This is a genomic window from Allobosea sp. BE125 (genome assembly GCF_031456075.1).
GTDB lineage: Bacteria > Pseudomonadota > Alphaproteobacteria > Rhizobiales > Beijerinckiaceae > Allobosea.
The window spans coordinates 204,132-223,310 of sequence record NZ_JAVDTY010000009.1; the positions used below are offsets into that span (position 1 = coordinate 204,132).

Consider the following 19,179-nt stretch of genomic DNA (forward strand, 5'->3'; position numbering starts at 1 on the left):
ATTCCGTATTGTTGATTTAGGTTTTTACTTGAAATCTCTTCTCAATCTTCATGCTGAAGCGCGAGAGTGGAAAGCATATGATGAAATAGACGATCGCTGCGAAGCCGTAGGCCAATAGAGGCTTGTATGTCGTACTTGCTATCATCTGAGCCGAGCGCGACAATTCGACGAATCCAACGATCGCCGCCAGGGACGTTCCTTTGATGAGCTGAACGAGGAAGCTGACGGTCGGGGCGATCGAGATCCGCATCGCCTGCGGAAGGACGACGTCCCTCATCCGGTTGAAGTAACGGAGGCCAAGCGCCTTGGCGGCCTCGGTCTGGCCCTTCGGGACGGCCTGGATCGAGCCGCGCCAGATCTCTCCGAGGAAGGCGCTCGCATGGAGGGTCAGGCCGATGCTGACGGCCGTCCAGGGGCCGACCTTGTAGCCGAACACGGGCAGGCCGTAGAACACGAGGAAGAGCTGCATCAGCAGCGGCGTGCCCTGGAAGAAGTCGATATAGCCGCCGGCGAGCCGCTGCAGCCAGGATCTCTCGGAGGTCCGCATCAGGGCGATGGCGAGGCCAACGATGCCACCGCCCGCGAAGGCCACCAGCGACAGCATCACCGTCGACTGGACGCCGGCCAGGATCGACAGGATCTCGGAGAGGCCGAATTGCCTGATCATGACGCCTCACTTCACCGGATAGGAGAAGTAGGCGCGGTCGACAGCCTTGAAGATGTGGGCGAAGCCCAGCGCCATCACCAGGTACAGCACCGTGGTGACGATGTAGATCTCGAAGCTCCTGAAGGTCAGGGTATCGATCGACTGGGCTATCGAGGTCAACTCTTCCGCCGAGATCGACGAAACGATGCTCGTGGTGAGGAGCGCGAGCACGAACTGGCCGGAGAGGGCCGGGAAGATGATCCGAAGCGCCGGCTTGAGGACGATGTAGCGGTAGACCTGCAGCCGCTTGAGCCCGAGCGCGGCGCCGGCCTCGAACTGTCCGCGCGAGATCGCGTCGATGCCGCCGCGGATGACCTCGGCCGAGAAGGCGCCGCAGTTCAGGCTCAAGGCGAGCACTGCGGCGCTCCACGGCTGGAAGCTGACGCCTATCGTCGGCAGGCCGAAATAGATGAAGAAGACCTGGACGAGAAAGGGCGTGTTGCGGATCGCCTCGACATAGCTCGTGGCGGCGAGGCGCACCCACGCGGCCGGGCTCTGCTTGGCGAGCGCGGTCAAGATGCCGATCGACAATCCCGCCAGGATGGCGATCGTCGACAGCAGGACCGTCAGCCAGCAGCCGCGCAGGAATTGCTCCCAATACGGCAGGAGCACCGAGAAATCGAATTCGTAGGTCATGCTTCCTCCAGGCGTCCCCGCTTTGCGTGGGGATCGTTGTTCTTATGGAATGCGGAAAAACTCCCGGTAGAGCTCCACTTGGTTCGTCAGCATGTGGATGCCCGGGTGTGTCGGGAGCCCGATCTCAGCCGCTGCTTTGAGCAGCCGTGTTTCCGCCGGCTTCATGATGATGTCGGCGACGACGGCCGTCGCAGGCAGCAGGGCCGGGTCGAACGGCAGCGGATCGGTTTCCACCAGGCCAAGCGGCGTCGCGTTGACGACGATATCGCTCCGGGAATCGGGAGCTGCTGCCAACGAGATCCGGCCAGGCCACTTTTTCGACAAGCGATCGACAAGACCTCCGGCGCGCTCGGCGGAGACATCGGTCACATGGAGCCGCCGAGCTCCGGCGATCATCAGGGCCACGGCCACGGACACGCCGGCGCCGCCGGCGCCAACGAGGCTGACGACCTTTCCAGCGGGGGCATGACCAGCGATCTGCAGGCCGCGCACGAACCCCTTGCCGTCGAAATTGTCGCCACTCCATGAGCCGTCGGGTTCTCTGCGCAATGCGTTAGCCGAGCCGGCAAGTGTCACAGCCTCGCTGGCAGCGTCGATCTGAGAGCAGACGGCGAATTTGTGCGGGACCGTGACCAGGATGCCATCGAGGTTGGCGATCTGCTTCAGCCCGGCAAGAACGATCGCGAGGTGTTCCGGCTTCACCTCGACAGCCGTCAGAACGGCGTCGCAGCCCCGATCAAGGAACAGCGGGTTCATCAGTTCGGGAGCCATGACCTGGGCGACAGGATCCCCGATCACGGCGAACAACCGCGTTGTGCCGGAAGGGCAGGGGATGCTGGAACGGCCCGTCAGCGCGTTCACTGTGGCCTCGCACCTGATTGGAAAATTGCTTTCACGAGCCATCGCCATCAAAAGTGGAATTCATTCCACTATGGACATCATTCCATGTTTGTCAACGCGCGTGACACTGCGTTCCAATTGGAATACATTCCACTGTGGAACGGAGGCGCCGATGGACAGGGCTGTCGCAATCGTTGAGCTATTGTCGCGGCATGCGTCCGGCCTGCCCTTGATGACGATTGCCGATGACCTCGCCATTCCGCGCAGCGCGACGCATCGCCTGCTCGGCGACCTGCGTGATGAGGGATATGTCAGGCAGGACTACGAAGGTGGCGCCTATCGCCTGACCGCGAAGATCGTCGCGCTGGGGTTCACCTATTTGGCGGCGGCCGGGGCAACCAGCCGGGTCCAGCCCGTACTTGATCGCCTGGCTGAAGAGACCGGTGAGCTCGTCACCTTGGCCGTCATCGACGCTGGGCGGCTGATAAGGCTGGCGAAGGCCCAAGGCGCCCGCAGGGGCCTGCTCTACAATCCGGATGAAGGGGCGGAGGTCTATCTCGCCGCGACGTCCAACGGACACGCCTGGCTGTCGTGTCTCGATGATGAGGACGTCTTGCAACTCGTCGCGAAGCAGGGATTCAAACGAGAGGGCTACGGCCCCAACGCGCCGCGCTCGCTGAAGGAGCTCCTCGACTTCGTCGAACGCGCTCGCGTCGCCGGCTGCGCCAAGATCTTCGAGACCTATGAGGCAGGCACCGCGGCGGTGGCAGTCCCGATCTTCCGGGCTGACGGGACCGTGCCGATCGGCACCGTCAGCGTCGCGGGACCCTGCATCCGCATGACTGAGAGCATGATGGATCGCATCACTCCGGCTCTCGTCGAGGCGGCGAGGGAAATCGGACTGAAGGGCGCTGGCCTCCCGATCTTCGATCGAGCGGAGCACTAGGATGTCGAGCCGGATCCGTGCCCTGGCCATCCTGGAGCTTCTCGCCCAGTTTCCTGCAGGCCTTGCCCTACGGGACATCGCGGCGCGTCTTGCAATTCCGATATCTGCTACGGACCGGCTTCTCGCCGGTCTCGCCGATGGCGACTTTGTCACCATCGATCAAGGCTCCGGCCTGATCCGGCTTCGCGTCAGGCTCGCTGCGCTCGGCCTCGCCTATCTCGGAGCGAGCGGGATCACGGATCTCGTACAGCCCATTCTCGACGATCTCGCCAAGCGGACCGGCGAACTCGTCAGGCTCGCCGTTGTCGAAGGCGATCGCCTGACATGGGTTGCAAAGTCGCAGAGTACCCGCAGCGGCCTGTTCTATACGCCCGATACCGGTACGGAGGTGTATCTTCCCGCCACAGCCAACGGCCAGGCTTGGCTCGCCTGCCTGCCGAACTCCGAGGTTCAGCGCCTCGTCGAGAAGCAAGGCATAAAGACGTCTGGTATTGGTCCTAACGCCCCCCACGATATCGATTCCCTGCGCTTCCAAGTCGAGTTAGCACGGGCACAGAACTTCGCCACCGTGACCGAAGCCTACGAGATCGGAACATCCGCTATCGCCACTGCGATACGGCGAAGAGGGCAGGGCATGCCCGTCGGCACGGTCAGTGTGGCCGGTCCCACGATCCGCATGACCGCATCGAGGATGGCGGAGATCAGCCCGTGGCTTCTGTCCAGTGCGGAGGAGTTGGGAGCGGCCGCTGCTTCCTCCCCGCTCTTTGCCTTGCCTCGACGCGCTGGAGGCGATGCTGAACGCACCGCGCTAAGAGAAGAGCTGAGCGCCCAGAGAAGACCTGAACGATAAGAGCGCAGATGACCAACGACGCCCGAACGAGGCGGCGCCTGAAACAAGAAGCGCGCCGGGAGGCGACCCGACTGTGTTACGCCTCCACAGTCTCAGGAGAGCCAACCGATGTCCATGCGGGTCGACACGCGACAGGTCGGCTTGCCTGCGGGAATGCCCTGCAAGAGCGCTCGCATGCGTTGCGCGCAAGTTGCGAATAATCGGCAATCCGCGCAGCTGCGATCAGACCCTGTCCGTCGTCAGTCGACGTGAATGGTGAGATGTTTGCCAGGGATGGTGAGTACCCACTTCAAACCGCCTTGCGCATACTCCAACTCGACGACGCCATCGACGCTCGAGGCCGCCATCCTGTCCAAGACCGTGCTGCCGAAACCTGTCCGCGACGGCGCGATGACCGGCGGTCCGCCCTCCTCGATCCAGGTGACGATCAGGCTTCCATCTGCCTGGCTATCCCATCTGACACGCACCTGGCCCGCAGGCGCCGACAGGGCACCGTATTTCAGCGCGTTGGTGGCAAGTTCGTGGAGGGCCAGACCAACGCTCTGCACCGCGTCAGCCGACAATGTGACGTCCGGCCCCGAGACGGAGATGCGCGCTTTGCTCAGGTCGAAGAGCTCGAGTTGCGTGGCGACGAGTTGGCGCAGGTCCCCGCCGGTCCAATCCTGACGCACCAGGATGTCCTGCGTCGCGGCAATTCCCTGCAAGCGTTGCGTGAAGCGCGTCTTGAAATCTGAAAGTGTCTCGACCGAGCGAATGGTCTGGCCTGCGATGCCCTGAATCACGGCAAGCAGGTTCTTCGAGCGGTGGGCCAGTTCGGCCAGCAGGAAGCGCTGGCGCTCCAGCGCCGATCGTTGCACGGAGATGTCGCGATAGACGGAGACGAAGTACAGGGGCACGCCATCGCGATCCAGGACGAGGGAGGTCGTCTGCCCGATCCAAACCTTTGAGCCGTCGCGACGCCGATACGGGATTTCGAATGCCGCATGCGCGATCTCTCGCGAGAGCAGGCGATCCAGCTCCTTGGCTTCCCGTCCGCGTTCTGGCGGTTCGACCAGCTCGTCCGCGGAACGACCGACCAGGTCGGCCTCGGCAAAACCCAACATATCGCAGAGGCGTTGGTTGACCGTGATCCACGTTCCATCGAGATCTGCATAGGCCATGCCGACTGCTGCATTCTCGAAAAGGCTGCGAAAACGGGCCTCGCTCTCACGCAATGCCATTTCTGCGGCCTTGCGGTCTGAGATGTCAGCCATGATGCTGACGAGCCGGATTGGCCGGCCCGCATCGTCGCGTTCCAGGACGCGCCCCCGACCTGACAACCAGACCACCGTACCCGACGGCCGCTTGATCCTGTACTCGGCTGGAAAGGAGTCGCGTGTCTGGGCTAGTTGACGCAGTTCCAATGCGAGGCTGCGGTCCTCGGGATGGATCGCCGCCACCCATTCATCGTTCGGGCCTCCGACGCATCCCTTGCCGTCGGGCAAATCGACCCCGAAAAGCGCCATGCCCTCTTCGGTCCATATCCTCAGCCCCGAGCGCAGGTCCGTTTCCCAACTACCCATATTGCCGGCTTGAAGAGCCGCCTTGTAGGACGCCTCGCTCTCGGTGAGCGCTTGAACAGTATCGGAGGGCAAAGTGACATGCTTCGGGTCGAAACCGCTTGAAGGACCCGGTTGATCGCTCAAAGGTGCAAGCGGCATGGTCTCTCCCGAAGCTCGACCCGGTACTGGACTGGCCGCGGAGACCATCCGTCCCATGCACGTGCGCGTCAAGATTGTCGATGCCGCGCTGCACTGAATGCCCGGACGACCCCCGCCGCGCTTGAACCTCGGCGAGCGCCGTTCTGATCTGTTCCGGAGTTGCCCAGGTCGGCAGATGCGTCTGTTGATATGAGGCAAGCTGCCATTGGCCGCTCGTCGGGATCATCGAGCTCTCCGGCACCGTCTGGCAGGCGGACCTCCGAAAAGCTCCACCCATACCAGCGCGTGGTCACTCGCTTTCTCCCATCCGCGTCCGTCACGATGAAGGCCGGCTGCAACGAGCATCTTGGCTACCCGCGGGCCGAACGCTGCCAAACCGGCCCTTGACTAGGCCGGTTTGGCCTTAGCGTTAATCCGGACGACGATCAGATCCACAAGTTGGCGCACTGTTTTGCACACTTGCATGTCGTTGTCGGGCATGTCGCAATCGAACTCCCGCTCGATCGCGTTCCCGATCAAGGTCAAATCATCGACCGACAAGCCTAGATCGTTTTCCACGCTTGCTGCTGGGTCGAGCTTTTCTTGATGGACCAAGCCTTCGGCGGCAATGATCTCCAACAATTTCTCGACGAGCCTGGATTCGCTGCTTGTAGTGTCAGACATGCCTTTCCTCGTCAGGCTTGCTTACGCCAGGGTGTCACGTCGTCTATATGCGTCTCGGTTCCGAGCCATCAGCTGCTCACAGGTCCCGCGTCCGGTCCGGCAGTTTATCGACGGCTTCGTCCGCTCCTTCGTCACGGTGAAGGACGCCCTCGCGCAGCACCTTGGTCGCCGCCTCGACCTTCTGAGCCGGATTGGTTTTCAGGCCGTCTGTTTCCGGCGTGGCCTCCAAGCCGACATCGTCTGGTTTCTTGCTGTTGTTGCGCGCACTCGCCGCGAAAGTGGCCAGGGCCTCGGGTTGCTTTGCCATCGTTTCCTCCTCTTCTGCCGAGGAAACCAATGACACCGGAGACGTGTTCCATTGCAGTCACAGGAGTCTGCCAGCACATGACAGATGCGGGCTAAGCCACTCTCGCGGCAGGGGCGGCGCGTGTCGGTGGTGTTACGGAGCATGACGTAGGGGGCGGCGATCTGAGGATCGAGGGGTTCATCTCACCTCAAACGGGACGTCCACGAGCGCTGATGCCATCTCTCCGCTCCGCCAGCGGGTGCTCGAGGGTATGCGACCTTCCGCCAGCTCGACGAGCAACGACCTGACGACCTGGCCGTTCCATCGTTGCAAACAGTTCAAATCTGCGAATGTCCTCGGCTCGAAATATGCTGCGATGCCTTGGAACAGATCGTTGCCGGGATCAGTTGAACGGGGACCAGGAGGCCGAACTTATGATGATCAGAAGCGCGTTGGAGCATCACCAGGCCATCGACGAAATGATGTCGATCTTGGCCACGACGCCGCCGAAGCGGAACGTTCTTAGACAGGCCGAGCTGAGCGAAGCCATCGACGCTTGGGAGTGCGTCAATTGCATTGGCGCTCCGACGCGGGCGCCGCTTGCACCTCAAAGTGCTGCGACCAAGACCATGATCGCTCCGGATCGTACCGCTCACGCGCGCTAACGGACTCCGTTGTTACGCAACCGGGCCCAAGGCCTCATCAAACGAGTGGCGGGGCCCGCATGAGTGACGACACATTGCAACAGCTGGCGATCAAGGCCGGCGTTGTGCCGTATTGGACCGATCAAGCCGGTCGTGAGCGAGCGGTCACACCCGAAACGCTGAGAGCCATTCTTGCCGCGCTGGGTCTCCCGGCAGATACCGATTCAGCGCTGCGAAACTCGCTGTCGCTTGTCGAAAGCGGTGTCAGCCCTGTCGCTGCTTCGCTATTCACGACAGCTCGCGTGGGCCAACCCGTCAGCTTGCCGCTGCACGCCCCAGGCGGATCCGTTATCGAGATCGTGCTCGAAAGCGGAGCTCATCGGGTTGTTCTCTCCGAGGACGGATATGATGGCGCTCTAACGTTGCCCCCATTCGACGAACCGGGCTACCACACTGTGCGGACTGCAGTGGGTGATTTTACCGTCGCAACGGCTCCTGAGCGCTGCATCACATTTGCCGATTTGAATGGCGGTGCGCCCGGGTGGGGGCTTGCTGCGCAAATCTACTCGCTGCGAAGCCAGAGCGACGGCGGAATCGGTAACTTTGCCGGCGTTGCCGAACTTGCGCGTCGTTCCGCCGAGCAGGGGGCAGATGCCTTGGCTATCAGCCCCGTTCACGCCCTCTATGGCGTCGAGCCACGCCATTTCAGCCCATACTCTCCATCGACGCGGCTTTTCTACAACCCCTTGCACGCGGATCCTGAAGCCGTATTGCCGGAGGGGCTTTTCCGTAACGTCATGGAGAAGGCCGGTCTCACCGAGCAGATGACGCATCTGTCGAACCTGGCCCAGGTTGACTGGATTGCAGCAACTCCTTTGCGTCAAACGCTCTTGCGGGGTCTGTTCAAGGCGCTGCGAGATCCGGGGCTCGCCGCCGATCCCATCCGCGCCGACTTCGAGCTTGCCCTGGCCAACACCTCTCCACTCTTGCGAGCGCATGCAACGTTTGAAGTCTTGCATGCGCGACAGCTGGGCCGGGAACCCGGCGCCTGGAATTGGCGCGATTGGGAGACGGCCTACCGTGATCCGGAAAGCGCAGAGGTTGCAGCTTTTGCGTTGGAGCATGCCGATGACGTTGCCTATCAGGTCTTCCTGCAATGGCTGACCGGGCGATCCTATGGCGAGGCCCAGCGGGCCTGCCGCGAGAGCGGAATGAAGGTTGGGCTTATCGCCGACCTTGCTATCGGAATGGATGGATCAGGGAGCCATGCCTGGAGCCGCCAGCATGAGGTCCTGGGCGGCCTCAGCATCGGCGCTCCGCCAGACTACTATTCGGCGGAAGGGCAGAGCTGGGGGTTGACGACCTTCTCGCCGCGCGGGCTTGCGGCATCGGGCTTTGCGCCCTTCATCGAGACACTCCGCGCGAGTCTTCGTTATGTCGGCGGCATCCGTATCGACCATGTCATGGGCATGAGCCGGCTTTGGCTTGTCCCTGAAGGCGCGAGCGCGCTGGATGGTGCGTATGTGAACTTCCCCTCCGAGACGCTGTTTCGACTGATCGCACTCGAATCCTGGCGGCACAGGGCCATCGTTATAGGCGAGGACCTTGGCACCCTGCCGGATGGGTTTAGAGATTATCTTCGCGAGCAGGGGGTCGCGGGCCTGCGGGTTCTCCGCTTTGAGAAATCTGAACACGGCTACATTCCGCCGGAGGAATGGGATCCCGCCGCGGCTGCCCTGACCACCACACATGATTTGATGCCCACTGCAGGATGGTGGCGCGGGGCCGATCTTGAACCGAGCGACGACGGCGTCGACCACCAGGGCATACGTGCGTGGGATAGGGGAGTTATGTGGGGCGCATTCAACAATGCCGCCCTTGTCGATGGCGAACGCCCTGCGCCGGAGAACCCCTCAAGCGTCGTCGACGCCGCGATACGCTTTGTCGCCAAGACGCCATGCACCCTCAAATTGCTGTCCATCGAGGATGCGCTGGGTATCGACGCCCAGCCAAACGTCCCCGGCACCACAACTGAAAAGCCGAACTGGCGCCACCGGCTTCAAGGTGACGCCGCAGCCTTGCTGGATGACGAGGACGTCCGTCGTCGGCTGGCTCACCTTGGTCCGCCGCGAAGAGCCGAAAGCTGAGTTCCAGAGCATTCCTGCGCTTCCTCGAGCCGCGGAAAGGCTCGAGCTCCTTGTTTCAACGCGTTGTCTTCACGCGAGCCGGTGTCCACTCCGCTCGAAAATGCTTTAGCTGTATCGCAAGGCCCAGACGCCGACTGGCACGACGGGCAAGACTTCCTGCAAAGCGAGGCGATCGCCAAATGCAATCTCGGGCCCCAGGACAGCGCGAGAATGCGACGGCATCGTCGGCAAGGCGATGTGGGTATCTCCCCACCAGCCCGGATCGGGGACAAGTCGGTCAGACGCACTCACGCCTTGTGAGCAGGCCCGTGCTGCGACGACCAACACGGCCTTGTCTCGATGCCGGCGCATGAAGGCGATCGTGCTTTCAGCCCGCGCTCCATGGACTCTCAGCGGGTCATAGCCCCCGTTTGAAAATAGCTCGGGCTCGGCCTTGCGAAAGGCGAGCAGCTTGCGCAGCACGGCCTGCTTGATCCTCCCGTCGCGCCAGGTCTCGGCCAGAAGATCAAGCGTGAGATGCTGCGACAATGCGATCCGTCTGGCCGCGAAATCCACCGGCCGGCGATTATCTGGATCGACGAGGCTGAAATCCCAAAACTCCGTCCCCTGATAGGTGTCGGGGACGCCCGGCACGGTCGCCCTCAGTGCCAGCTGGACCAGCCCGTTCAGAGCGCCTGGGCGCGCGACACGTTCGACGAAAGCCTCGACATCGGACAAGAACGCCGCGCTGCGCGATGGCGTCAATGCGGTTGAGATGAAGTCAGCTGCGCTTGCTTCATAGGTCCGATCGGGCGCGGCCCAGCCAGAGCGAAGCTTGGCTTCGCGCAGGGCTTTGCGCGACCACGCCACCAACCGCTCCGCAAACTCCGCTAACCCCCCGGCATCTCCGACCGTCAGGTTCAGCGGCCAGGCGCCAATGAGCATTTGGTAGACCATGTACTCGTCGCCCGGATCCAATTCTGCCGGACGAATTGGCGCGTTCAGCTCGCTCCACCGTTGTGAAGCAGCGATCCACTCTCGCGGGATTTCACTGACCACCGCCAGACGCGCGCGAACATCCTCACCGCGCTTGTGGTCGTGCGTCGCGGTCGCCAACATGGCATGCGGGGTCACTTCCGCACGTGTCTGCATCAGCGCGTGAAATGCATCGCCGTGCAGCCCCAGAAGCCCGGCATCGAAGCCCACGTCGTTGCGTGAAAGGAGGCGCCCATAGCGATAAAACGCCGTGTCTTCGACAGCCTTTGCGGCAAGCGGCGCGCTCAGCTGATTGAAGCGGCGGATCGCCCTTATGCGTGAAGGACGCGTGGTTTCAACGCCCTCGCCGGAAAGCACGGAGGCGATCAAGTGCAGGGCAGGAGGATCATTGAGGGGTGAGGCCAGGGCCGCTTTCAGAGCGACCTCGAAAGGCGGGCCAGCCGCTGCGCCGTCACCCCGACCGGTCGCATAGCTGCGATAGGCCCGCAATTGGGCTATGAGGCTGGTGACAGCTCTCCGTAGAGCCGCGCGCGTCAGGCCCTCGCCAGCGCGATGTCCGGCGCCCGCTTCCTCCAGGGCGTCGACCAACCGCTCGCGCTGCCCATCGAAGCTGTGGGACAGGATCTCGTGGCGCGCGATTTCCTCCTCGCCGTGAAAATCGCGCAGCCGTCCGCTGATCGCCGCCCAGTTCGCAGCCAATTCCGGAGCTGCGGCGCATTGGTGCTGGAAGGCCGACACCTGGTCCATGAAATCGTAACCGGTCGACCCGTCCACGTCCCAGCCAGCCGGGATAGGCTCCCCCGGCGCGAGAATTTTCTCGACGATCAGCCATGCGCGCTCATGGCTCAGCTCCTGCGGCCGTTGCTGGTGCAAATCATCCAACTGCCTGCGCAGCTCAAGGCAATAGCCGGCGGGATCGGCGAGCCCATCGACATGGTCGATCCGCAGGCCGTCGATCAGGCCTTCGCGATAGAGGCGCAGCGCAACCGCATGTTTCGCGGCGAACGCCGCCGGCTCCTCCATCCGTACCGCGGCCAGCTGGGTGATATCGAAGAAGCGGCGCCAGTTGATCCGGTCGCCTGCATTGCGCCACCAGTCGAGCACGAAGTTCTGTCGCTGGATCAAGCCACCCAGCACGGTGGCATCGCGATAGGCGGCAATCCCGGCTTTCGCGATCTCCTCCTCATCGTCCGGGCGGATCGGGAAGAGATGCTCGCCGTAGGCAACGGCGTAACCGCTGCCATGGGCGACAAGTGAAAGCGCGTTCGACGCGAGCGCCTCGCGAAGCGGCGTTCCCAGGAAGGGTGCGTGAACCTTTCCGTTCAGTTCCGGATCAGGACAATCGAAGTCCACGTCGAACCAGGAGGCATAGGCGCTGTTGCGGCCATGCTTCAGCAGATCGAGCCAAAGCCTGTTGTCCGCGCCGCCGACCGCCATGTGGTTTGGCACGATGTCGAGGATAATTCCGATGTTCCGGCGGCGCAAAACCTCCGCCATCGAACGAAAGTCCGCTTCGCCGCCGAGCTCTGGATTGACCGCGTCGTAGTCGACGACGTCATAGCCATGGATCGAGCCGGCTCGCGCCGTCAGGATAGGCGAGGAATAGACATGGCTGACCCCGAGTTCCTCGAGATAGGCGGCGAGATCCCGTCCGGCCGAGAAGGGAAAGCCTTTATGGAACTGCAGGCGATAGGTTGAATTTGGAGTCGATCTCGACGCTGCGATGGAGCCGTGGGGCGCGTTCGTCATCATCGCCTTTCAAGTTTGCAGCCGCGAACACGACCGCAATTTGAACGGCGAATGGCGCTGCTTGTTCCTCCGCGGGACGCTGCCGACCGAATGGGCTCAGCCGCGTACGCGACCAAGGGCGACGCGCGAATGGCGATGCGTTTGAAGGCGGTGTCGATCGTTTCGTTGCGCGCGTTGCGCTCGGACAGCGCGCTGGCGCAGTTTGCTGCACTTGTGCTCAACAGTCGCAAACCTTGGGCTTCCCTACAGGCTTTCTTGCCCATGCGAGACGTGAGCCTTGACGGCGTCGTGTCGCCGCCCTAAACTTAACTCAATGGTTAAGTTTCAAGAGGCGCAGCTCGACCGCACCTTTTCCGCTCTGTCCGATCCGACGCGGCGGGCGCTGCTGGCGCGTCTCGAGGGGGAGGACGGGCTCTCGATCAGCGACTTGGCGCGGCCCTTTCCGGTCTCGCTGCCGGCGATCATGAAACATCTCGACGTGCTCTCCGATGCCGGGCTGGTCACGCGCTCGAAGCAGGGGCGCACGGTGTCGTGCCGCCTCAACGCGGAACCGATGGAGGAGGCGATGGGCTGGCTCGCGCGCTACCAACGGTTCTGGACGCAGCGCCTCGATGCGCTGGAGGCGATGCTGAACGCGCAGCGCCAAGAGAAGACGTGAAAGAGAGAAGACCTGAACGCGAACCGCTGAAAGACGACGCCCCAACGAGGGCCGCGCCTGAAACAAGAAACGCGCCGGGAGGCGATGCGATGGACGCTCGAGCCAAGACCACTCCGACCAAGATCAATCCGACCAAGACCACTCCGAGCCTGACGATGAAGCGGCGCTTGAATGCCAGCCCCGCCGAGGTCTATCGGGCCTGGACCGATCCCAAGCTGCTGACGCGCTGGTTCGGGCCGGAGAACGTCGAGACGCTGGAGGCCGAGCTCGATGTCCGCGTGGGCGGCGTCTACCGCATCGTGATGCTCGAAAACACCGGCGAGCGGCATCAGGTTTCGGGCGCCTATCACGAGGTCGTCGCGAATGAGCGGCTGGTCTTCAGCTGGTCCTGGGTGACGACGCCCGAGCGCGTCTCGCGCGTCACGGTCACGCTGAAGCCCGATGGCGACATCACCATCCTGACGCTGCTGCATGAGCAGCTCTTCGACGAGCAGGCGGTCAAGGGCCACACCCATGGCTGGACCGGCTCGATGGTCAAGCTGGAGGCGTTGTTCGCCTGACCGCGCAGGCGATCGGGAACAGCTTGGAGGAAGCCGGCCGGGCAAAGCCCTGTCGACGAAAAGCCCGGCCCAACCAAAAAAACCAAACCAACAAAGGAGACGAGACGATGCAACATCAAGTCGTATCCCGCGATGAATGGCTCCTAGCCCGCAAGGCGCATCTCGCCCGCGAAAAGGCCTTCACCCGGCAGCGCGACGCGCTCAGCGCCGAGCGGCGCGCCTTGCCCTGGGTCAGGGTCGACAAGGACTATGCCTTCGAGGGGCAGGGTGGCCGTCTGACGTTGGCCGATCTGTTCGGCGCCAACAGCCAGCTCCTGATCTATCATTTCATGTTCGGGCCGGGCTGGACCGAGGGCTGCCCGGGCTGCTCCTTCCTCGCCGACCATTTCGACGGCGCCAATCTCCATCTGAAGCATCATGACGTCAGCCTGGTGGCGGTCTCGCGCGCGCCCTTCGCCGAGTTCCAGGCCTTCAAGCGGCGCATGGGTTGGGATTTCGCCTGGGTCTCCTCGGAGGGCTGCGACTTCAACTACGACTTCCACGTCTCGCCGAGCCCAGCCGAGCGCGCTGCGGGACGCTACGAGTACAATTACGAGACGCATGACGGGGAGGGCGGCGAGATGCCGGGCTTCAGCGTGTTCTATCGCAACGAGGCCGGCGAGATCTTCCACACCTACTCGACTTATGCGCGCGGCGGCGACCTGCTGATCGGTGCGAACAACTTTCTCGACATGATGCCGAAGGGCCGTAACGAGACGACGATCATGGACTGGATGCGCCATCATGATCGCTACGAGAACAAACCCGCCGCGAAGGGAGTCCCCGAGCCGGCGACCGCGAGCGCCTGCTGCGGCTGAGCCCGCGCAACTGAACGATCCAATCAGATCGGAATTGCTCTAACCCGCCTCGAACCTATGGGAGTGAAGCCATGACCTATGTGCAGGGATTCGTCGTCGCCGTTCCGGCCGCGAACAAGGAGGCCTATCGCAAGCATGCCGCTGATGCCGCCCCGATCTTCAGGGAGTTCGGCGCGACCCGCATCGTCGAGGCCTGGGGCGACGACATCCCCGACGGCAAGCTGACCGACTTCAAGGGCGCGGTGCAGGCGACACCAGACGAGGTCGTCGTCTTCTCCTGGCTCGAATTTCCCGACAAGGCCGTCGCCAACGCCGCAAATGAGAAGATGATGAGCGATCCGCGCATGAAGGAGATGGGCGCGTCGATGCCCTTCGATGGCAAGCGCATGATCTATGGCGGTTTCGCTTCGCTGGCCCAGCAGGGCGCCCTTGGCGGCATGGCTTATGTCGACGGCATGGTCGCGGCGGTTCCAACCGGCAACAAGGAGGCCTATCGCGACTTCGCCAGGCATCATGGCGCGATTTTATGCGAACACGGCGCTGCTCGCGTCGTCGACAGCTGGGGCGAGGATGTCCCCGACGGCAAGCTCACCGATTTCAAGCGGGCGGTGAAGGCGACGGGCGACGAGAAGGTGGTCTATTCCTGGATCGAATGGCCCTCAAAGCAGGTCCGCGATGCCGGCTGGCAGAAGGTCATGGCCGATCCGCGGATGCAGCGCGAGATGCCCTTCGACGGCAAGCGCCTGATCCATGGCGGCTTCGCCCCGATCCTCGACGCGTAAGGACGTCTGCTTTGCTGCCGGAATGACGCAGAAGCCCCGGAGCAACACGCCCCGGGGCTCCTTCCATAAGTGCCGTCAGGCCGGCTCAGCCCGGCCCGGCTCCCTGCGTCGCAAGATAGACCGCGTAGATCGACTGGCTCGCGGCCATGAACAGCCGGTTGCGCTTGGGGCCGCCGAAGCAGATGTTGCCGCAGACCTCAGGCAGCCTGATCCGGCCGATCACCTTGCCGGCCGGGTTGAACACCGTGACGCCGTTATAACCGACATTGCGCCCGGCATTGGACGAAGCCCAGAGATTGCCCTCGACATCGCAGCGCAAGCCGTCCGGCCCGCAATTGATGCCGTCGATCATGCAATCGGCGAAGAGCTTCTGGTTCGAGAGCTTGTTGTCGGCGCCGACGTCGAAGACGTGGATGTCGCCCTTGCCGCCCGGCCCGGTGTCGCCCGGGCCCTTGCCGGTCGAGGCGATGTAGAGCTTCTTGAAATCGGGCGAGAAGGCGAGGCCGTTGGGGTCGGGCACCTGCTGCTCGGTGGCGACGATGTCGAGGCGCCCGCTCGGGTCGAGCCGGTAGGTGTTGGTCGGCAATTCGCGCTTCGCCAGCCCGATGCCGGGCAGCTGGCCGAGCCGCGGATTGATCTTGCCATTGGCGTTGCTCGGGCCGCCGGCCGCGTCCGGTGCACCCTCATAGAGCTGGCCGCCATAGGGCGGATCGGTGAACCAGTAGCTGCCGTCTGGATGAGCGACGATATCGTTGGGCGAGTTCAGTTTCTTGCCCTGGAAAGCGTCGGCGAGCACGGTCGCCGAGCCGTCGAGCTCATAGCGCACGACGCGGCGGTTGAGATGCTCGCAGGAGAGCTGCCGGCCCTGGAAATCGAAGCTGTTGCCGTTGCTGTTGCCCGATGGCGCGCGGAAGACGCTGACATGCCCGTCATCCTCGATCCAGCGCATCTGGCGGTTGCGCGGGATGTCGCTCCAGACCAGGTATTGCCCCTGCGCGTTCCAGGCCGGCCCCTCGACCCAGAGCCCGCCGGTCCAGAGCCGCTTGATGGCGCTGTTGGGCTGCGCCAGACCGTTGAAGGAGGGATCGACCGCGATGATGTCGGGGTCCCAGAAATAGGTCGTAGGCGCGCCGCGCGGGCTGAAATCGCGCGGCGGATTGGTGATGGTGGTGGGCGGTGCGGCGGGGCTGGCTGCAGTCTGCGCCAGAACGGGGCCGGCTGCCGCGGCGAGCATGCCGGCGCCGGTCGCCCTGATCAGGGCTCGCCGCGAAAGCGCGCCTTGCTGGGATGTCGCTTCATAGGGGTCTGTCATCATAACCTCCCTCAATTTTTATTGATTGAAACGATTTAGTCCGGCTGCTGCACGGCCTCTCCGAGTGGTCTCTGATCCTTTCCGATGATGGGTTGCAGCAGTGCCGCCTCAGGATCGGCCGCGCTGTTGCGCTCGGTCGAGCCCTCATGGCAGCGGGGCTGCCTTGCCACCACCGCATGCGATGAGCCTCGCCACGGTCCGGCTCTTGCTTGCCCCACTCCTTGCCCGGCTCCTGTCCTGGCATGCCGGCTCTGCCGCAGGCGCCTTGCCGTCGCAGGCGAAATCGCCCACAGGATGCACCTGGAAATCACCGGGCTCATCCCATGTTTGCTGGAATACCGATCGGCGATCTCGTCTTCCTCGCCGTCTCGCTCGTCGTCGCAGGCGCCTTCACCGGCGTGCTCGCAGGCCTTTTCGGCGTCGGCGGCGGCGCCGTCATCGTACCCGTGCTCTACGAGGTCTTCCGCGTCATCGGCGTGCCCGAAGAGGTGCGCATGCCGCTTTGCGTCGGCACCTCGCTCGCCATCATCATCCCGACCTCGATCCGCTCCTTCAACGCCCATCGCGCCAAGGGGCTGGTCGATCTCGACATCCTCAGGATCTGGGCCGTTCCGGTCGTGCTCGGCGTCCTCCTCGGCAGCTATGTCGCCCGCTTCGCGCCGCCTGATCTGTTCAAGATCGTCTTCGTCGTCGTCGCGGTCGCCAGCGCCATGCGCCTGCTCTTCGCTTCGGATCGCTGGCAGCTCGGCTCCGAGATGCCGGGCAGGCCGCTGATGACGGTCTATGGCGGCGTCATCGGCGTGCTCTCGGCCCTGATGGGCATTGGCGGCGGCCAATTATCGAGCCTGTTCATGACCTTCTATGGCCGCCCGATCCACCAGGCCGTCGCGACCTCCTCGGGGCTGGGCGTGCTGATCTCGATCCCCGGCGCGCTCGGCTTCATCTATGCCGGCTGGCCGAAGATGGACGTGCTGCCGCCGCTCTCGCTCGGCTATGTCTCCTTCATCGGCTTCCTGCTCTTCATCCCGACCTCGATCTGGACGGCCCCGATCGGCGCGCGCCTGGCGCATAGGCTCTCGAAGCGCAAGCTGGAGGTGGCCTTCGGGCTGTTCCTGCTGGTCATCGCCGCGCGTTTCCTCTGGTCGCTGCTTGTCTGAAGGGGAGCGGATGATGGCTGTTCAGACCCGGCAAATCCGCATTCGTCCTCTCACGGAAGCCGACCATCCGGCGCTGGTGGCGCTGATGGTCGAGATGCAGGGGCATTACCGTGTGCCGTGCCCGGAGCCGGCGCAGATCCTGGCCGGCATCGCCTCGCCGCCGGCCGGCGTCGAGCTGTTGATCGCTGGGGACGGGGCGGCGCTGCTCGGCTTCGCCGCGGCCGCGGCGATCTATCCGGGCCCCGGCCTGACCTCGGGCTTCTTCCTGAAGGAGCTTTACGTGGCGCGTGAGGCGCGCGGAGCCGGCATCGGCCGCGCCCTGATGCGCGCCCTTGCCGACCTCGCCTTAGTGCGCGGCCATAAGCGTCTCGACTGGACGGCGGACGCCGCCAATCCTGAATTGCTGCGCTTCTATGAAAGCCTGGGCGCGGTCGCGCAGCGGGAGAAGATCTTCTATCGGCTGGCGGGCGAAGCGCTCGTTGCGACGGCGGCAGGGCCGGAATAAGCCCGCTCGGTACCGCATCCGTCATTGCGAGCGGAGCGAAGCAATCCAGGGGACTGGGCGAGGCGTCCTACCCGGTCCTCTGGATTGCTTCGTCGCTTCGCTCCTCGCAATGACGGGTCGCGGATGTTCAGTTTCGATCGGCTTGCGCCCGCATGCGTTCCGGCAGCAGCGCCATCACCGCCAGCCGCTGCGCCTCGCTCATGCCGGCCCATTGCGCGATTTCCCGGAGCGTCCGGCCGCAGCCCTGGCAGAGCTTGCTGGCGGGGTCGATCACGCAGACCTTGATGCAGGGACTCGACGCGGTGGTCACAGCTTGGCCGCACCCAGCATCAGCGCGAAGCCGAGATAGATCGCGATTTCCGAGAGCTGCTGCATCGCGCCGACGATATCGCCGGTCTGCCCGCCGATCAGGCGGCGGCAGAGCCGCTTGAAGACCGCCCCGGTGCCGAAGCTGAGGAACCAGCCGAGTACCAGGCCGAAGGGGGGCAAGGCGAGCAAGGTGTCGAGAGCGATCGCAAAGACAGCCGACAGGCAAAATGCGATCAGGGCGGTGCGTCCCGTCGGCCGGCCGACCGCCACTGACGTCCCCTCCATGCGCGCCGGTTTCTCGGTCGCGAGCAGATAGATGCCCTCCGTGCGCGACCAGGGCGCGGCGATGAGGACGGCGCCGGCCGCCGCCCAGGGGCCGGCCGCGGCCAGGATCGCGGCCAGCGCGGTGACCCGCAGCAGCAGCGACAATCCCAGCGCCATCGCCCCAAAAGTGCCGACGCGGCTGTCCTTCATGATCTCCAGGCGCCGCTCCGGGGTATGTCCGCCGAACAGCCCATCAGTGGCGTCGGCGAGACCGTCCTCATGGAAGGCTCCCGTGGTGAGCGCGAGCGCGGTGATGGCGAGCGCGGCGGAAAGCGTCGGGTTGATGCCGGCAAGGCCCGCGCCCAGCAGGAGCAGCGCGGCGGGCAGCGCGATGAGGAGAGCGGCGAGCGGCAGGGCGCGCGGCACCAGCCGGAAATCCGGCATGGCGTGGACGTCACCTTCGCGCGCCAGGCGCGGAAACGGCAGCCGCGAATAGAAGCGCACGCAGATCGCGGTTGCCGCCAGCCAGCCCGGCCAAGTCAGCTTGTCCTGAGATGACGGCTCGCCTTGCCGGGTGTTTGCGCTCTCGGCCTGCGTCTCGCTCATGCCGTCTCGTTGTCCTCGATTGTCTTC

The 19,179-nt window shown here is 63.9% G+C and carries 19 protein-coding genes; 9 read left to right on the forward strand and 10 right to left on the reverse strand.

The genetic code is table 11. From position 1 onward, the window contains the following. Positions 1 to 16 precede the first annotated feature (16 nt). From J2Y55_RS20320 to J2Y55_RS20330, 3 genes are read right to left on the reverse strand one after another with little or no spacing between them, the layout of a single operon-like run. Complete coding sequence (locus tag J2Y55_RS20320; protein WP_310157300.1) at positions 17 to 667, reverse strand: amino acid ABC transporter permease; 651 nt, start codon at positions 665 to 667, stop codon at positions 17 to 19. 6 nt (positions 668 to 673) lie between these two features. After that, complete coding sequence (locus J2Y55_RS20325) at positions 674 to 1,342, reverse strand: amino acid ABC transporter permease (RefSeq protein WP_310157303.1); 669 nt, start codon at positions 1,340 to 1,342, stop codon at positions 674 to 676. A gap of 42 nt (positions 1,343 to 1,384) precedes the next feature. Further along, complete coding sequence (locus J2Y55_RS20330; protein ID WP_310157307.1) at positions 1,385 to 2,113, reverse strand: shikimate dehydrogenase family protein; 729 nt, start codon at positions 2,111 to 2,113, stop codon at positions 1,385 to 1,387. On the opposite strand from J2Y55_RS20330, the gene J2Y55_RS20335 reads away from it, so the two are divergent. Together J2Y55_RS20335 and J2Y55_RS20340 are read left to right on the forward strand one after the other, a co-directional pair. Beyond that, positions 2,112 to 3,128 (forward strand): IclR family transcriptional regulator, encoded by a 1,017-nt coding sequence (locus J2Y55_RS20335; RefSeq protein ID WP_310157310.1) that lies wholly within the window; start codon positions 2,112 to 2,114, stop codon positions 3,126 to 3,128. The two genes, J2Y55_RS20330 and J2Y55_RS20335, sit on opposite strands and share 2 nt — an antisense overlap. Position 3,129: 1 nt before the next feature. Continuing rightward, complete coding sequence (locus tag J2Y55_RS20340) at positions 3,130 to 3,978, forward strand: IclR family transcriptional regulator (protein ID WP_310157312.1); 849 nt, start codon at positions 3,130 to 3,132, stop codon at positions 3,976 to 3,978. Positions 3,979 to 4,217: 239 nt separating this feature from the next. On the opposite strand, the gene J2Y55_RS20345 is transcribed toward J2Y55_RS20340, so the two are convergent. The 3 genes from J2Y55_RS20345 to J2Y55_RS20355 all read right to left on the reverse strand — a co-directional run bounded on the left by J2Y55_RS20345 (position 4,218) and on the right by J2Y55_RS20355 (position 6,648). Then, on the reverse strand, positions 4,218 to 5,678 hold the full coding sequence (locus J2Y55_RS20345; protein ID WP_310157314.1) for a PAS domain S-box protein: 1,461 nt from the start codon (positions 5,676 to 5,678) through the stop codon (positions 4,218 to 4,220). A gap of 387 nt (positions 5,679 to 6,065) precedes the next feature. Further along, a complete protein-coding gene (locus tag J2Y55_RS20350; RefSeq protein WP_310157316.1) occupies positions 6,066 to 6,341 on the reverse strand; it encodes an acyl carrier protein in 276 nt (91 codons plus the stop codon). A 76-nt stretch (positions 6,342 to 6,417) separates the two neighbouring features. Then, positions 6,418 to 6,648 (reverse strand): hypothetical protein, encoded by a 231-nt coding sequence (locus J2Y55_RS20355; protein WP_310157318.1) that lies wholly within the window; start codon positions 6,646 to 6,648, stop codon positions 6,418 to 6,420. A 703-nt stretch (positions 6,649 to 7,351) separates the two neighbouring features. Here J2Y55_RS20355 and malQ point away from each other — a divergent pair. Beyond that, a complete protein-coding gene (malQ, locus tag J2Y55_RS20360; protein ID WP_310157321.1) occupies positions 7,352 to 9,418 on the forward strand; it encodes a 4-alpha-glucanotransferase in 2,067 nt (688 codons plus the stop codon). Positions 9,419 to 9,523: 105 nt separating this feature from the next. On the opposite strand, the gene treY is transcribed toward malQ, so the two are convergent. Then, a complete protein-coding gene (treY, locus tag J2Y55_RS20365) occupies positions 9,524 to 12,142 on the reverse strand; it encodes a malto-oligosyltrehalose synthase (RefSeq protein WP_310157323.1) in 2,619 nt (872 codons plus the stop codon). Positions 12,143 to 12,455: 313 nt separating this feature from the next. On the opposite strand from treY, the gene J2Y55_RS20370 reads away from it, so the two are divergent. The 4 genes from J2Y55_RS20370 (at position 12,456) to J2Y55_RS20385 (ending at position 14,999) form a co-directional block, all read left to right on the forward strand. Next, on the forward strand, positions 12,456 to 12,800 hold the full coding sequence (locus J2Y55_RS20370; protein WP_310157325.1) for an ArsR/SmtB family transcription factor: 345 nt from the start codon (positions 12,456 to 12,458) through the stop codon (positions 12,798 to 12,800). Between the two features lie 89 nt (positions 12,801 to 12,889). Next, complete coding sequence (locus J2Y55_RS20375; RefSeq protein WP_310157327.1) at positions 12,890 to 13,360, forward strand: SRPBCC family protein; 471 nt, start codon at positions 12,890 to 12,892, stop codon at positions 13,358 to 13,360. A 107-nt stretch (positions 13,361 to 13,467) separates the two neighbouring features. Next, on the forward strand, positions 13,468 to 14,217 hold the full coding sequence (locus J2Y55_RS20380; protein WP_310157331.1) for a DUF899 domain-containing protein: 750 nt from the start codon (positions 13,468 to 13,470) through the stop codon (positions 14,215 to 14,217). Positions 14,218 to 14,288: 71 nt separating this feature from the next. Then, positions 14,289 to 14,999 carry a DUF1428 domain-containing protein gene (locus J2Y55_RS20385; RefSeq protein WP_310157334.1) on the forward strand — a complete coding sequence of 237 codons (711 nt, stop codon included), beginning with the start codon at positions 14,289 to 14,291 and terminating at the stop codon, positions 14,997 to 14,999. A gap of 85 nt (positions 15,000 to 15,084) precedes the next feature. On the opposite strand, the gene J2Y55_RS20390 is transcribed toward J2Y55_RS20385, so the two are convergent. Beyond that, complete coding sequence (locus J2Y55_RS20390) at positions 15,085 to 16,311, reverse strand: SMP-30/gluconolactonase/LRE family protein (protein WP_310157337.1); 1,227 nt, start codon at positions 16,309 to 16,311, stop codon at positions 15,085 to 15,087. Between the two features lie 323 nt (positions 16,312 to 16,634). On the opposite strand from J2Y55_RS20390, the gene J2Y55_RS20395 reads away from it, so the two are divergent. Together J2Y55_RS20395 and J2Y55_RS20400 are read left to right on the forward strand one after the other, a co-directional pair. After that, positions 16,635 to 17,468, forward strand: coding sequence for a sulfite exporter TauE/SafE family protein (locus J2Y55_RS20395; RefSeq protein ID WP_310157340.1), 834 nt, complete (start codon positions 16,635 to 16,637; stop codon positions 17,466 to 17,468). Positions 17,469 to 17,481: 13 nt separating this feature from the next. After that, positions 17,482 to 17,973 (forward strand): GNAT family N-acetyltransferase, encoded by a 492-nt coding sequence (locus J2Y55_RS20400; RefSeq protein ID WP_310157342.1) that lies wholly within the window; start codon positions 17,482 to 17,484, stop codon positions 17,971 to 17,973. 127 nt (positions 17,974 to 18,100) lie between these two features. Here J2Y55_RS20400 and J2Y55_RS20405 read toward each other — a convergent pair whose 3' ends face one another. Both J2Y55_RS20405 and J2Y55_RS20410 read right to left on the reverse strand, forming a co-directional pair. Then, positions 18,101 to 18,283, reverse strand: coding sequence for a DUF1289 domain-containing protein (locus J2Y55_RS20405; RefSeq protein WP_310157345.1), 183 nt, complete (start codon positions 18,281 to 18,283; stop codon positions 18,101 to 18,103). Further along, positions 18,280 to 19,152, reverse strand: coding sequence for an adenosylcobinamide-GDP ribazoletransferase (locus J2Y55_RS20410; RefSeq protein ID WP_310157348.1), 873 nt, complete (start codon positions 19,150 to 19,152; stop codon positions 18,280 to 18,282). Before J2Y55_RS20410 ends, J2Y55_RS20405 begins: the two co-directional genes overlap by 4 nt. Between the last annotated feature and the right edge of the window lie 27 nt (positions 19,153 to 19,179).